This window comes from Pseudomonas sp. GW821-FHT11G12 (assembly GCF_058808055.1).
Genome location: NZ_JBXARH010000001.1, coordinates 1,476,282 through 1,490,194 on the forward strand (window position 1 = coordinate 1,476,282; position 13,913 = coordinate 1,490,194).

Consider the following 13,913-nt stretch of genomic DNA (forward strand, 5'->3'; position numbering starts at 1 on the left):
GATGTTCCATTTCCCCCACAGCGACGCGCTCTGTGCGTTGTCGCAACCCTATTGCCCGGAATCCGTACCGGCGGGGTTTTTCGATCAGGCCATGGCCGAAATCAGCCGTTTTCACAGTGAACACACCCCCGGGTATGAACACTGGTTGAACGCCAATGGACTGACCGTGACGGATCTGGACAGCCTCGACGACTGGTCGCGACTGCCACCGATCTTCGCCAGTTTCTTCAAACAGCAACAACTGCTCAGCCCGACCGGTGCAGACGCACTGGAACTGACATCGTCAGGCACCAGCGGCGAGAAAAGCCGCATGCGTTATGACGAACGCAGTCTGGCCGCCGCCCAATACATGGTCGAACGGATCTTCCACCACTATGGCTGGGACAGTCCGCAAACGCCGTGCAACTACTTGCTCCTGAGCTACGAGCCTGAAGCCAGCATTACCTTGGGAACGTCGTTCACCGACCAGTTCCTGTGCCGGTTCGCTCCGGTCAACCGCGTGGTGTATGCCTTGCGTCGGACCGGTGACGGTCACGAGTTCGATGGCTTTGGCGTCATCTCGGCGTTGCAGTCTTTTGCCGAAGAAGGCCTGCCGGTGCGAATCTTCGGGTTTCCTGCATTTCTCTGGCAGACCCTGCAACGCATGCAGACCACTGGCGTGGCCGATCTGCAACTGGCAGCTGACTCCCTGGCGCTGTTTGGCGGCGGCTGGAAAACCAGCGCCGCGCAGGAGATCCCCCGCCGGAAGCTTTACGAGCGTATCCACCAGCAATTGGGAATCGACATCGCCCGCTGCCGCGACGGTTACGGTGCGGTCGAGCATCCGGTGCCTTACCTCGAATGCGCTCACCATCACTTCCATGTTCCGGTCTATTCGAAGGTATTTGTGCGTAGCCCATCCGATTTCACCGTCCTGCCCTATGGTCGGCCGGGGTTACTGAGTGCGGTCTCGCCCTACATTTCTTCGAGCCCCGCCCATGCGGTGGTCATGAGCGACCTCGCCACCCTGCACCCCGGCGCAAGCTGCAGCTGCGGTCTGGACAGCGACTGGTTCGAACTGCATGGCCGCGCCGCCACCACCGCCGGCAGAAGCTGCGCGATGGCGGCGTCCGAACTCTTGGGGAGGCACTGATATGTACCTGATCAATGGACAACTTCACGCTGACTTCGGATTCGATACCGCACTGGATCAGTTGCGCCAGGCCCTGCCCCTACGCCTGAGCTCGCCTCTGCACCGCGAGACGGTCATCCATGCGGCGGCCACGCTCGCCCTTCGGTTGGGCGACATCAGCCTGACCCTGCCGCTCGACGCCGAACAACGCGACTCACTGATCGAGTTCTGCCAGCCTCAAGGTCTGCGGCGCAAACTCGAACGGGAGCTTGGCGATCAACCCGCTACACTGCGGCGCTTCGATTATCGCCAACCACGTTTCGAATGCTGGAGCCCGTTGGGCCTGGTGGTCCACATCACCCCCGGCAACGCGGCACTTCTGGCGTTCTGCGCTGTGATCGAAAGTCTGCTGGCCGGCAACGTCACCTGGCTGCGCCCCAGCAGCAGCGATCAGGGGCTGACCGCGCAATTGCTCCACGCGCTGACGCAATGCGACCCCAGCGGCCAACTCGCAGGGCATGTCGCTGTCGTTCCGGCGACCACCGCGCAAATCGGCCAGCTGTGCCAATGGGCCAACGGTGTCTCGGCCTGGGGCGGCGAATCGGCACTCCAAGCGATTCGCCAGCAAATCCCCGCCGGATGCCGCTGGATCGATTGGGGACATCGCATCAGCTTCGTTTATCTGACACCGGACGCCGCCTCGCCTCAGGCGCTCGACGCCGTGGTGGACGAAGTCTGCCGACTCGATCAGCAAGCGTGCTCGAGCCCGCAATGGTTGTTGGTGGACAGCGACGATGAGGCCGTATTGCGCGGTGTCGGTGAGGGTCTGGCCAAAGCATTCGAACGCCGCGCCGGACAATGGCCGGCATTGCTGCCAACGATTCAGGAAACCTCGCAAATCACCACCGACACCGCCATGGCCAGGCTCGCACACAGTTTCGCCGAAGTGGCTGGCGAGGTCTGGACAGCACCGGGCTGGCGGGTGATCTGGACCCATGACCGACCATTGAAGCCTTCGCCACTGTTTCGCAGCCTGCTGCTCAAGCCACTGCCGCGCACACGGGTGATCGAGACCCTGATGCCATGGCGAAACGTGCTGCAAAGCTGCGCCCTGATCTGCCCGGAGCAGCAGATTGCAGAGCTTTCACAGCTGCTGATCACCGCCGGCGTCACCCGCGTTGCTCCGACGGAAGCGATTCACGATGGCTACGACGGCGAACCTCACGACGGCGTCTATGCCCTGCAACGCCTGAGCCGGCGAGTCTCGGCCAGTCTGTCGCCGACAAAACTGCCCTCCCACGCCACGCTCAATGGCTCAGGCATTGCGCCCTGTGTGATGAACCTGCCGATCATGAGCAAGGAAGCGTTCATCGCCCGCCCGATCAACGCTTCGGCCCAACTGTATTTCCGTTCCGGCGGCAGCAGCGGCGTGCCGGCCTTGTCTGGTTTCAGTTATCGGGACTTTCGCCAACAGATGCGCGCTACAGCCGATGGTCTGTTTGCAGCGGGTCTCGATCCACGTCGGGACCGGGTGATGAACCTGTTTTTCAGTGGCGGTCTGTATGGCGGTTTTTTCAGTTTCTCCAAAGTACTGGAGCAACTGGACGTCACTCACCTGCCGATGGGTGCCCCGGCCGATGATGACTACCGGGAGATTGCGCAATTGATCGTCGATCAGCAGGTGAACACGCTGATCGGCATGCCAAGCACCCTGCACCGTTTGTTCCTCAACGAACAAACGCGTCTGCGCAACTATGGCGGGGTCGAAAAAGTATTTCTCGGCGGCGAACACCTCGGCGAGCAGAGCCGGCAGTTGCTGCAAGACTGCGGCGTCAGCCTGATCCGCTCGGCGATCTACGGCAGTGTCGACGCCGGCCCGCTCGGTCACGCCTGTTCAGCCACCGGCGACGGTGTGTTTCATCTTTTGAGCGATATCCAGCACCTGGAAATTGTCGCGTTCGAAACCGACCAGCCAGTGCGTGACAACGAGACCGGTCGCCTGGTGTTCACCTCCCTCGCTCGAGAAGGTCAGGACGTTCAGCGTTATGACGTCGGCGACAGCGGCCGCTGGGTGCCCGGACGGTGTGGCTGTGGTCTGCAGACGCCGCGCTTCGAACTGCTTCAGCGCCACGGCAGGCTGGTGCGCATCGGCACCGATTTCATCTGCCTCTCGGAACTGGCGCAGCACCTGCAGACCGAGTTTCAGGTGATCCTCGAACATGCCCCCGACGGACTGGAATGCATGAAATTTCTAAGTGCGCTCGAACCCCAGGACGTGCATCGCCGACTGCTGGGTTACCCGACGCTGGCAACCCTTGTGCAGACCGGGCTGCTGACAGTGGACGCGCAGGTCTGCGCCATCGACCGGTTCACCCGAAACAAACACAGCGGCAAGACGCCGCTGCTGATCGATAACCGAGGAGCCCGCGCCTCCTCCGTTCTGCAAGGAGCACACCATGATCCCAAGGATTGAATTGCAGGAGCTGGTCGCTTTTGCGCGTCAGCATTCAAGCTTTTACGCCAGCCACTTTGCCAGCGTCCCCGAGCAGGTAACGGCACTGACCGCTGGCCGGTATTGACCGCAAGCCTGGGCAACGCACTGGTGTTCAAAACCGGAGGGACCACCAGCGATGGCAAACTGTCGGTCTTCGAGCGGCGGGAATGGCAAACGCTGGTGGAGGATTTCGGTCGCAGCCTCACCGGGCAACTGAACAAGGGCGATCAGGTCGCCAACCTGTTTTTTGTCGGCGACCTGTATGCCAGTTTCATCTTCACTCACGATGCGCTGGCCCACGTTCAGCCGGGCGTCGTGGAGTTCCCTTTCACCGGTCATGTCGACTCGACCGTGCTGGCCGATTCGATTTCCCGGCATCGGATCAATGTACTGGCCGGTGTACCGGCGCATTTGTTGACCTTCGCCGCGTGGCTGGAACATCAGGGACGCCGACTGGAGTGCATCGAATGCCTGCTCTACGGCGGTGAAAGCCTGTTCCCGGCACAGTTGCAACTGCTCGGCCGGGTGTTCCCCAATGTACGCGTCGCCTCCATGGGGTATGCCAGCGTCGATGCCGGCTTTATCGGCGCCAGTCATCGCGACTGCGCCCTGGGTGAACACCGGATGGCGCAGGGCCACAGCGTGCTGGAGATCCTCGACGAACAAACCGGTGAGGTAATCGAAGAATGCGATCGCACAGGCCGCCTGGTGATGACCAATCTCACCCGGCGGTTGATGCCGCTGATTCGTTACCCGGTCGGCGATCGTGCGTGTTGGCGAGAGCTCAACCGAACGCCCGCGCGCAAATTCGCGCTGATGGGCCGCAGCGCCGACAGCCAGCGAGTCAGGGTGGGAATCCTGACACTGCTGCCCGATGAAATCGGCGATACGGTGCAACGCCTCACCGGCAGTGACGATTGGCAACTGGTGATCGAACAGGCCGGAACGAAAGATATCCTGCGCCTGAAATGGGCTCCGGAGGCTGAGCAACCTGCTTCGGCAGACACCGACCGGAGGCTGCACCACGCGTTGATTGAACACTACCCGTTGATCGAACAACTCAATGCCGATCACTTGCTGGACGTGGAGATTCACTGCTGCACGGTTCAGGACCTGTCACGCCATCCGCGCTCCGGCAAACGCCAGCGCGTACTGGATCTGCGCGTCTACGACAGCCCGCCCATGGAACAGCGCTGATGGAAACAGTTACCCTGCGCAGTTACCGCAACAGCGACGCTGTGGCCGTGAGCAACCTGTTCCGAAAAACCTACGGCGATCTTTACGCCCAGCCTCACGTCTATCTGCCCTGCATGATTGATCGCAACCATGCGCTGGGGCGCTGGCACTCTCTGGTCGCCGTCGCCGAAGATCAAATGCTGGGACACGCGACCTTGATTCGTGCCAAGGGATCGCACATCGCCGAGCTGGCGTTGAGCGTGGTTGACCCTGAAACCCGAGGTCAGAACATTGCCACCCGCCTGGGACGGCAGCTGTTGATTCATGCGCAAGCCCTGGGATACCGGGGCGTGACGATCAAACAGGTCACCGGCCATCCCTACACACAGCGCATGGCAGCCAGTCTCGGCTTTCAGAGTGTCGGATGGCTGCCCGACCATGTCCCGTCTCCGTTCAATGCCTCGGCGCGGGAATCGCTGGTCATCGGTTACACGCCTGTCGACGATAACCGACGTCCGCTCCCGACCCAGGCGTGGCCCGAAAGCTGCCGGGATTTCATGAGGCAGATGTGCAGCATGTTCGGAACACAGGACAAGGCCGCGCCCTGGGTGGGCGAACCGGTGCAGCTGGAACAACAATTGAACCGGTATGAAGGCATTTTCAAAGAGATCGATGGCGGCTTGCTCAAGCAGTTGCAGGAACTGCCGGCGCATTGGCTCATTTCAGTCAGGCTCAGGCTGGCAAAGGAATTCGCAAGCGCTTTTCACTTGCTGACGACGGCGGGATTCGTGTTCACCGGGCTGGTGCCGGATGAGAGAGGAGCTGGCTGGCTGGCGTTGTTTCATCGTGGCGCCAGGCCACCGGCGTTGACGCTGATTTGCCCGCAGATGCAGCGGCTGCATGACGACCTGCAATCGCTCATTGCCAAGCCATCATCGTCCGTGTAACGCAAGAATGCCCAGGCCCTGCGCATCGGAGGGCCTGGTTTTACGCGATCAAGCCTTGGCGCTGACGCCTTTGTCGGTCGGAGGCGGACGTTCACCGCCCTGTCCGTAGGTTTTCAGGCTCTGCAGCACATAAATGGCTTTCTTGTACTCCGGGATCAACGTATTGGCGTACTTGTTGCCCTTGAGGCTGTTGTTGTTGATGGTGTCCAGTTGCGTGGCGAAATATTCCAGCGCATTGAACTTGGCATCCGGGTCTTTCTGAATGCCGAAACGATCGAACTTGTCACCGGCATTGAGCAGCGTCATCGAGGTCACTTCGGAAATGAGGCCCCGGCTGCGCAGGAAGTCAGTCAGTTTGCCCAATTGCTTGGGAGTGACGTTTTCCGGATCGAACCCCTTGATGTTCTTGTGCAAACGCTGCTTGTCCATTTCCGCCGTGTTGAGAACGGTGGGGTCGTTGCCGACCAGGGCCAGCATCTGCTTGACCTTCACGCTTTGAGAAACCGGTTTGCCCGAGCTCCCTGCGTCTCGAACCAGCAAACCTGCCTTGGGCTGCCACGCGCCGGTATAACCAACGGTCATGAGCGTGCTCCTTGCGAAAAGAACATGAAAATATCCTTGTGGAACGTCTTGAGTTGCCCGGAGTATCGGCCGGAAAACTGATGTCACCAATCTGTTTTTCACTTTTTTACAAATTTTGTACATTCTCGATACAAAGCACTGCAAGCCCCGCAGATATTGAGCCAGAGCCGCTTGGCCAGTCCGGCGAAAATCGGCTTTTTACTCTAACGAACGGGCTGGTTAGTTTGCATGTGTCGGATCTGTTACTTGCCGGTCAGCGTTTCAAAACTTTTTAGCACGTGAGTACCTAAAGCTTCCTCGCGCCGCGACGATACGTAAGGGATACCCCTACTGTTTTACTCCTCGCCCCTAATAAGAAACGCTGCTCAAGGACCGGTCTCCATGCCCGCATTCCGTACCATTCAGGCTCGCTACACGCTGTTTCTGGTTCTATTTATCCTGTTGCTGTCGGTCCTGACCGTGGTAGGCATCAGCCAGTTGGTCGCGCCGAAACTGCGTCATACCGAAGAGCAGGTGGTGCTCAACCGCATTGCCGAGGTCGCCGAGCAGATCCAGGGCGAACTGAACAAGGTTCAATCGCAGCAACGCAGCATCACCCAGACCATCCCGCTGCTCGACAGTGCCGCCATCGATACGGTGCTGCCGGGGCTGGTGGACCAGTACGGTGAATTGAAAGTATTTGGCGGTGGTATCTGGCCACTGCCCGGTCAGCGTGAGGCGGGACGCAACAAGTTCAGCACCTTCTGGCACCGCGACGGCTCCGGCAAACTGGCCGTGAACACCTTCTGGAACAGCGACGCAGCGCCCAACTATTACGACCAGAGCTGGTACAAGGGCGGCCTGCAGACACCGCGCGGCCAATGCGCCTGGGCCGCCGCCTATAAAGACGATGCCAGCGCCGAGCCACGCACCAACTGCGCCATGGCCATTCAGAAGAACGGCACGACCTGGGGTGTATCGACCATCGACGTGACGCTGGGCTTCTTCAACGACCTGGTGGCGCGCAAGGAAAAAGACCTCAGTGCCGAAATGCTGATCGTCGAGGCCGACGGCAAAATCATCAGCAACAGTTCGCGCATCAATGGCCCGATCGTGCTGAAAAACATCAGCGAGCTGGCCGGCAGTTCACCGTTTGCCAGCCAGGTAAAAGCAGGCCTGCAACAGCGTGATCAGGCCCAGCGCGTCGAGTTTGACAACAACGGTGAGGCCAGCACCTTCTTCATGCGCCCGATTGAAGGCACGCCATGGTTCCTCGCCACCGCCCTGCCGACCAAGTTGATTACCGCCCAGCGCGATGACGTGCTCAGCACACTCAGCCTGTTGCAGATCCCGCTGGTGATCCTGCTGGTGCTGTGGCAGGTCTATGCGATCCGCCAATTGATCCAGCGCATGAAGGCCCTGAAAGCCAACATCGATCTGCTGTCCAGCGGCGATGCCGACCTGACCCGCCGCATCACCATCCGCGCCGAAGATGAACTCGGCGCGATCGGTCACTCGGTCAACACCTTCATTGCCTATCTGCAGAACATGATCGGAGAAGTCACCCAGGCCACCGGCGCCATGGCTTCGAGCCTCGACAACCTGCAACGTACGTCGGCGCACACCAGCCAGATCCTGCTGCGCCACGCCTCGGAAACCGACCAGACCGTCACCGCGATCAACGAGATGAGTTCGACCGCTGAAAGCGTCGCGCAGAACGCGGCAGAAACCGCCGCCTTCACCCAGCGCGCCAACGAAAACGCCGACCGTTCGCGGGTGGTGGTTGGCGAAGCCTCGAGCAGCGTGGTCGCGCTGATCGACGAAGTGGCCAGCGCCACGCACAAGGTCGAAAGCATGCAACAGGACGCGCAGCGCATCACCGAGATTCTCGGGGTGATTGGCGCCATTGCCGGCCAGACCAACCTGCTGGCGCTGAACGCCGCCATCGAAGCCGCCCGCGCCGGTGAGCAGGGACGCGGCTTCGCGGTGGTGGCCGACGAAGTGCGCGCCCTCGCCGCCCGCACCCAGGCCAGCACTTCGGAAATCAACGAAATGTTGACCCGCCTGACCCAGGGCGTGAGTTCGTCGGTCAGCGCCATGGAAAACACCCAGGCCAGTTGCCAGTCGGCCGCCGACGCCACGGCGCGAGTCAACAGCGGCCTCGACGAGATGGCCGGCTCGGTCAGCCACATCAACAGCCTCAGCACGCAGATTGCCACCGCCGCCGAACAGCAAAGCGCCGTCACCGAAGAGATCAACCGCAGCATGGTGCAGATCCGTCACATGGTCGATGAACTGGTGCAAAGTGGTCAGGCCAGCGAGCTCAACACCCGACAGTTGCTGGAAGCCAACAGCCGGGTCGGCGCGATCATGGGCCGGTTCAAGGTGCGCTGATCCTGACAGATCTGTCATCTCTCGCTCAGCGGGCTGTCAGCCTTGATCTACGATCATGCTGACAACCCGCCTTGTATTACTTGGAAACACTCCGTTGATGCCGGGCGGGAAATTCCGGTCAAAATGCGTTTTTTTACCCGAGCCGAGAGCCCTCCATGCGAAACCACCTGCGTCTGGCCGCCCTGAGCGCGCTATTCATCTCCTCCCTGGCGCAAGCCGCCGACCTCATCCCGATCGAAGTCCATCGCGACGCCAACTGCGGCTGCTGCAAAAAGTGGATCAGCCACCTGGAAGCCAACGGTTTCAAGGTCGAGGATCACGTTGAAGCCGACATGAGCAGCTTCAAGCAACAACACGGCGTGCCACCACGTCTGGCGTCCTGCCACACCGCAATCATCAACGGCAAATTCGTCGAAGGTCACGTCCCCGCCGAACAAGTGCTGGCGCTGAGCAAGCGTGACGATCTGCTTGGCGTGGCGGCACCGGGGATGCCGATGGGCTCGCCGGGCATGGAAATGGACGGCATGAGCGATGCCTATCAAGTCATCGGCCTGAAAAAGGATGGGGCTGATGTGGTGGTGGCGGATTACCCGGCCCATTGATGACGGCGGGTTACATCGGGCTGTTCTTCGCCGCGTTTGGCGCCGCCACACTGCTGCCGCTGCAATCGGAAGCGGTGCTGGTCGGGCTGCTGGTCAGCGATCGCTATTGGCTGTGGGGGCTGCTGGCGGTGGCGACGCTGGGCAATGTCCTCGGTTCGCTGGTCAACTGGTGGCTGGGGCGAGGACTGGAGCGGTTTCAGGGTCGGCGCTGGTTTCCGGTCAGCCCGAAGCACATGGCCCGCGCTCGCATCCACTATCAACGTTATGGTCACTGGTCGCTGCTGCTCAGCTGGTTGCCGGTCATCGGTGATCCCCTGACGCTGATCGCCGGGGTCATGCGTGAACCGCTCGGGCGATTCCTGTTGATCGTCACCCTGGCCAAAGGCGCCCGTTATGCGGTGCTGGCAATGCTCACGCTGGGTTGGCTCGGTTGAACGATCAGGCGCGGGCATTGCCTGTGTTTAACGTCGCCCTAATCCGGCCGTTCCAGCATCGGCCGATTTCCTGTGGAGTTGTCCCATGTCTGTGTCGCTGACCCGCTGGCTGCCCGGCCTGTTGCTGACCGCTGCCCTGCCCCTGCTGGCTCACGCCGAAGGCCCGCAATACGGCCCGGAACTGCAAGGTTTCGACTATCCCTACACCCTCAAGCATTTTGCCTTTCAGTCCCAGGGCAAATCATTGCAGATGGGTTACATGGACGTCGCCGCCCACGGCAAGGCCAACGGGCGCACCGTGGTGCTGATGCACGGCAAGAATTTTTGCGGCGCCACCTGGGACAGTTCGATCCAGGCCCTGAGCGAGGCCGGTTACCGGGTGGTTGCGCCAGATCAGATCGGCTTCTGCACCTCCAGCAAACCCGATCACTACCAGTACACCTTCCAGCAACTGGCGGCCAACACCCAGCAATTGCTCAAGGCGCTGGGCATTCAGAAAGCCACCCTGCTCGGCCACTCCACCGGCGGCATGCTGGCCACCCGCTACGCCCTGCAATACCCGGATCAGGTCGAGCAATTGGCGCTGGTCAACCCGATCGGTCTCGAAGACTGGAAAGCCCTTGGCGTACCGTATCGCAGCGTTGACCAGTGGTATCAGCGCGAACTGAAAGTCACCGCCCAAGGCATCCGCGACTACGAGCGCAGCACCTATTACGGCGGTCGCTGGAAACCCGAATTCGACCGCTGGGTCGACATGCTCGCCGGCCTGAGCAATGGCCCGGGCAAGACTCAGGTCGCATGGAACTCGGCGCTGATCTACGACATGATCTTCACCCAGCCGGTGTACTACGAGTTCAAGGACCTGAAGATGCCGACCCTGTTGCTGATCGGCACCTCCGACACCACAGCCATCGGCAAGGACATTGCACCGCCCGAGGTGAAAGCGAAAATCGGCCACTACGACGTGTTGGGCAAACAGGTCGCCAAGCTGATTCCGCAGTCCACATTGGTGGAATTCCCCGGCATGGGCCATGCCCCGCAGATGGAAGAACCGGCGCAGTTCCATCAGGCACTGCTCGGCTGGCTGAACAAAACCAATCCCGTTCGTTGAGGAGTCAAGGCTGATGGCGGTGCAGATTGCGGTGATCGATGACTGGCAGGACGTCGCACGGGGTGTAGTCGACTGGTCGGTGCTCGACAGTCTCGGCGAAGTGACCTTCGTCCATGATTACCCGGCGGACAACGCCACGCTGGCCGAACGCCTCGGGCGGTTCCAGGTGATTTGCGTGATGCGCGAACGCACGCGCTTCGATGAAGACCTGCTCAAGCGTTTGCCGAACCTCAAGCTGCTGGTCACCGGCGGCATGCGCAATGCAGCGCTGGACATGCCGGCCGCAGCCCGGCTCGGGATCAAGGTCTGCGGCACCGACAGCTATAAGCATGCTGCGCCGGAACTGACCTGGGCGCTGATCATGGCCGCCACCCGCAACCTGGTGAACGAGGCCAACGCCCTGCGTGCCGGCCAGTGGCAACAGGGTCTGGGCGGCGACCTGCACGGCAAGACCCTGGGCATTCTCGGGCTCGGCAGCATCGGCCAACGGGTGGCGCAGTTCGGTCAGGTGTTCGGCATGCGGGTGATCGCCTGGAGCGAAAACCTGACCACCGAGCGCGCCGAACAGGCCGGTGTCACCTATGTCAGCAAGCAGCAATTGTTCGAACAGGCTGACGTTTTGTCGGTGCACCTGGTGCTCAGCGACCGCAGTCGTGGCCTGGTCGATGCTCAGGCGCTGGACTGGATGAAGCCAACCGCCCTGCTGGTCAACACGGCGCGCGGGCCGATTGTCGACGAAGCGGCGCTGATCAAGGCCTTGCAGAAACAGCGCATCGCTGGCGCAGCCCTGGATGTATTCGATGAAGAACCGTTGCCGGCGCTGCATCCGTTTCGCACGCTGGACAATGTGCTGGCCACGCCTCATGTCGGATACGTTAGCCGACAGAACTATCAGCAGTTCTTTTCGCAGATGATCGAGGACATTCAGGCCTGGTCAGCGGGAGAACCGATTCGTCTGCTGAACTGACTTTCCTCCAATTCGCGGGCAGCCCCTGCCCGCGAATCAGCACCCACTGACCGCACGCCAACACAACTGTCCGCACCGCAACAGTGCATACGCACTTTCCTCGCGCCCTAAAACGTGACCGACTGGTCACCGTTTTGCGCCATCCACCCCTTCAAACATGCACTTCGTCGGTGCGATCCCCCGCTCAAAGCCACGGTTTCCGTGAGCCTGCAACAGATTGTCGAACAATTCGTCCGATTGCCCTGGCCCGCTCTAGGATCTGGCCTAGACTGGTTTTCGCGGGGCGAAACCGGTCGGTCACAATGTGGAAATTTTGTCGAAACTTTTGCTGATCGCGACGGGTCATCTGAAAGACAAGGCCAAGGCGACTGGTTCATTCCTTGCAATGGCCTCTTCACCCATTCTGCTTGCGCGTGTTGGGTAGCGTTTGCTCACCGATGCGTGGCGCGTTTGCGCCCGGCCACAGGATTTGGCCATGGACATCGCTTGTTCAAGACAAGAATCAGATCAACAAAACGGGAGATTCATATGATCAGTGCGGCATTGGATATTCAGGGAGAGCATGCTCATCAGCCGGTCGGCGAATCGAGCACCGTGAGCGTTCCCGGCAGCCGGTCGATCAACGTCCCGGGCACCAAGACGCTGACACCGGTAGCCAGTCAGAATCCCAACAAGAAGAAAGTGTTGTTCGTGACCTCGGAAATCGCCGATCTGGTGAAGACCGGCGGTCTTGGTGACGTTTCTGCCGCCCTGCCCCGCGCGATGGCGCATCTGCATGATGTCCGGGTGCTGATCCCCGGTTACCCGCAAGTGATGAACAGTGAAAATCCGATCCACATCATCGGCGAACTGGGCGGCCACGCCGCGCTGCCACCGTGCAAGATCGGGCGCATGGACATGCCTGACGGCCTGGTCATTTATGTGTTGATCTGCCCTGAGCTCTACGCACGCGACGGCGGCCCTTATGGCGCCAACAACGGCCGTGACTGGCCGGACAACCACATCCGCTTCGCCCGTCTGGGCCTGGCCGCCGCCGATATCGCCGCCAACCTCGCACAAATCCACTGGTGCCCGGATCTGGTGCACGCCCATGACTGGCCGGCCGGTCTGGCGCCTGCCTACATGCACTGGCGCGGGCAACGCACGCCGACCCTGTTCACCATTCACAACCTCGCCTATCAAGGCGTGACCAGCCTCGGCTCGTGCCCGGAACTCGGGATTCCCGCCCATGCCCTGCAGCAGGAAGGCATGGAGTTCTACGGCAAGATGTCGTTCCTCAAGGCCGGCATGGCCTATTCGAGCCACATCACCACGGTCAGCGCCACCTACGCGCAGGAAATCACCACCCCTGATTTCGGCTGCGGCCTCGACGGCTTTCTCGCCGCCAAGACCCAGCAAGGTTTGCTCAGCGGCATCCCCAACGGTATCGACGAGAGCTGGGACGCCGCCACCGACCCGCACCTGTTCGCGCCGTTTGCCATCGGCGACTGGGAAGGCAAGGCCGTCAACGCCGCCCACGTGCGCGAACTGTTCGGCCTTAAAGACTCGGAAGGCCCTCTGTTCGCCGTGGTGTCGCGGCTGGTTTATCAAAAAGGCCTCGACCTGACCGAAGCCGTCTCCGAGTACATCGTTCAGAACGGTGGCCAGATCGCCATCATCGGACGCGGCGAGCCGGAAGAGGAACAGGCCATGCGCGAACTGGCCCTGCGTTTTCCCGGCCAGATCGGCGTGCGCATCGGCTTCAATGAAACCGACGCCCGGCGGATGTTCGCCGGCAGCGATTTCCTGCTGATGCCGTCGCGTTACGAACCTTGCGGCTTGAGCCAGATGTACGCCCAGCGTTTCGGCTCGCTGCCGGTGGCGCGCAACACCGGCGGGCTGGCCGACACCATTGAAAACGGCGTCACCGGGTTCCTGTTCAACGAGTCCACGGCTGACAGCTACCGTGAAGCCCTGAGCCGCGCGTTCAAGGTGTTTGCCTTCCCGGATCTGCTGCACGCCATGCGCTGCCGGGCGATGGCTGCCCCGTTCAACTGGTGCAAGGCCGTCGAACCCTACGCCGAACTCTACGAACAACTGGTGGCCAAGGCGCTGGGTAAAACGCACCACAAATAAC

At 61.0% G+C, this 13,913-nt stretch carries 12 protein-coding genes; 11 read left to right on the forward strand and 1 reads right to left on the reverse strand.

Annotation, left to right across the window (positions count from 1 at the left end):
• Position 1: 1 nt before the first annotated feature.
• From AC1RR7_RS06565 to AC1RR7_RS06585, 5 genes are read left to right on the forward strand one after another with little or no spacing between them, the layout of a single operon-like run.
• Positions 2–1,132: a LuxE/PaaK family acyltransferase gene (locus AC1RR7_RS06565; RefSeq protein ID WP_493156720.1), complete on the forward strand. Its 1,131-nt coding sequence runs from the start codon at positions 2–4 to the stop codon at positions 1,130–1,132.
• A gap of 1 nt (position 1,133) precedes the next feature.
• Complete coding sequence (locus AC1RR7_RS06570) at positions 1,134–3,584, forward strand: aldehyde dehydrogenase family protein (protein WP_493156722.1); 2,451 nt, start codon at positions 1,134–1,136, stop codon at positions 3,582–3,584.
• The gene (locus AC1RR7_RS06575; RefSeq protein WP_493156724.1) at positions 3,568–3,690 is read left to right on the forward strand and encodes a hypothetical protein; all 123 of its coding nucleotides are present in this window, start codon (positions 3,568–3,570) and stop codon (positions 3,688–3,690) included. Before AC1RR7_RS06570 ends, AC1RR7_RS06575 begins: the two co-directional genes overlap by 17 nt.
• Positions 3,687–4,802: a phenylacetate--CoA ligase family protein gene (locus AC1RR7_RS06580; protein WP_493156726.1), complete on the forward strand. Its 1,116-nt coding sequence runs from the start codon at positions 3,687–3,689 to the stop codon at positions 4,800–4,802. The genes AC1RR7_RS06575 and AC1RR7_RS06580 overlap by 4 nt, the downstream gene beginning before the upstream one ends.
• A complete protein-coding gene (locus AC1RR7_RS06585) occupies positions 4,802–5,728 on the forward strand; it encodes a GNAT family N-acetyltransferase (protein WP_493156728.1) in 927 nt (308 codons plus the stop codon). The genes AC1RR7_RS06580 and AC1RR7_RS06585 overlap by 1 nt, the downstream gene beginning before the upstream one ends.
• 48 nt (positions 5,729–5,776) lie before the next feature.
• On the opposite strand, the gene AC1RR7_RS06590 is transcribed toward AC1RR7_RS06585, so the two are convergent.
• Entirely contained in the window at positions 5,777–6,310 is a 534-nt protein-coding gene (locus AC1RR7_RS06590) for a hypothetical protein (RefSeq protein WP_096820282.1), read from the reverse strand.
• Positions 6,311–6,691: 381 nt separating this feature from the next.
• Between AC1RR7_RS06590 and AC1RR7_RS06595 the strand changes: the two genes are divergently transcribed.
• The 6 genes from AC1RR7_RS06595 (at position 6,692) to glgA (ending at position 13,912) form a co-directional block, all read left to right on the forward strand.
• Positions 6,692–8,683 (forward strand): methyl-accepting chemotaxis protein, encoded by a 1,992-nt coding sequence (locus AC1RR7_RS06595; RefSeq protein WP_273535549.1) that lies wholly within the window; start codon positions 6,692–6,694, stop codon positions 8,681–8,683.
• Positions 8,684–8,838: 155 nt separating this feature from the next.
• Complete coding sequence (locus AC1RR7_RS06600) at positions 8,839–9,285, forward strand: DUF411 domain-containing protein (RefSeq protein WP_096820280.1); 447 nt, start codon at positions 8,839–8,841, stop codon at positions 9,283–9,285.
• Positions 9,285–9,719 carry a YqaA family protein gene (locus AC1RR7_RS06605; protein ID WP_102621355.1) on the forward strand — a complete coding sequence of 145 codons (435 nt, stop codon included), beginning with the start codon at positions 9,285–9,287 and terminating at the stop codon, positions 9,717–9,719. The genes AC1RR7_RS06600 and AC1RR7_RS06605 overlap by 1 nt, the downstream gene beginning before the upstream one ends.
• Before the next feature lie 85 nt (positions 9,720–9,804).
• Positions 9,805–10,830: an alpha/beta fold hydrolase gene (locus AC1RR7_RS06610; protein WP_493156731.1), complete on the forward strand. Its 1,026-nt coding sequence runs from the start codon at positions 9,805–9,807 to the stop codon at positions 10,828–10,830.
• 13 nt (positions 10,831–10,843) lie between these two features.
• Positions 10,844–11,797, forward strand: a complete 954-nt coding sequence (locus AC1RR7_RS06615) for a D-2-hydroxyacid dehydrogenase family protein (protein WP_273535554.1) — start codon at positions 10,844–10,846, stop codon at positions 11,795–11,797.
• Between the two features lie 528 nt (positions 11,798–12,325).
• Positions 12,326–13,912 (forward strand): glycogen synthase GlgA, encoded by a 1,587-nt coding sequence (gene glgA, locus AC1RR7_RS06620; RefSeq protein WP_493156733.1) that lies wholly within the window; start codon positions 12,326–12,328, stop codon positions 13,910–13,912.
• The last annotated feature ends 1 nt before the right edge of the window (position 13,913 follow it).

Coding starts and splice junctions, on each gene's coding strand:
- AC1RR7_RS06565 (WP_493156720.1), top strand. CDS start 2: ATGTTCCATTTCCCCCACAGCGACGCGCTCTGTGCGTTGTCGCAACCC.
- AC1RR7_RS06570 (WP_493156722.1), top strand. CDS start 1,134: ATGTACCTGATCAATGGACAACTTCACGCTGACTTCGGATTCGATACC.
- AC1RR7_RS06575 (WP_493156724.1), top strand. CDS start 3,568: ATGATCCCAAGGATTGAATTGCAGGAGCTGGTCGCTTTTGCGCGTCAG.
- AC1RR7_RS06585 (WP_493156728.1), top strand. CDS start 4,802: ATGGAAACAGTTACCCTGCGCAGTTACCGCAACAGCGACGCTGTGGCC.
- AC1RR7_RS06590 (WP_096820282.1), bottom strand. CDS start 6,310: ATGACCGTTGGTTATACCGGCGCGTGGCAGCCCAAGGCAGGTTTGCTG.
- AC1RR7_RS06595 (WP_273535549.1), top strand. CDS start 6,692: ATGCCCGCATTCCGTACCATTCAGGCTCGCTACACGCTGTTTCTGGTT.
- AC1RR7_RS06600 (WP_096820280.1), top strand. CDS start 8,839: ATGCGAAACCACCTGCGTCTGGCCGCCCTGAGCGCGCTATTCATCTCC.
- AC1RR7_RS06605 (WP_102621355.1), top strand. CDS start 9,285: ATGACGGCGGGTTACATCGGGCTGTTCTTCGCCGCGTTTGGCGCCGCC.
- AC1RR7_RS06610 (WP_493156731.1), top strand. CDS start 9,805: ATGTCTGTGTCGCTGACCCGCTGGCTGCCCGGCCTGTTGCTGACCGCT.
- AC1RR7_RS06615 (WP_273535554.1), top strand. CDS start 10,844: ATGGCGGTGCAGATTGCGGTGATCGATGACTGGCAGGACGTCGCACGG.
- glgA (WP_493156733.1), top strand. CDS start 12,326: ATGATCAGTGCGGCATTGGATATTCAGGGAGAGCATGCTCATCAGCCG.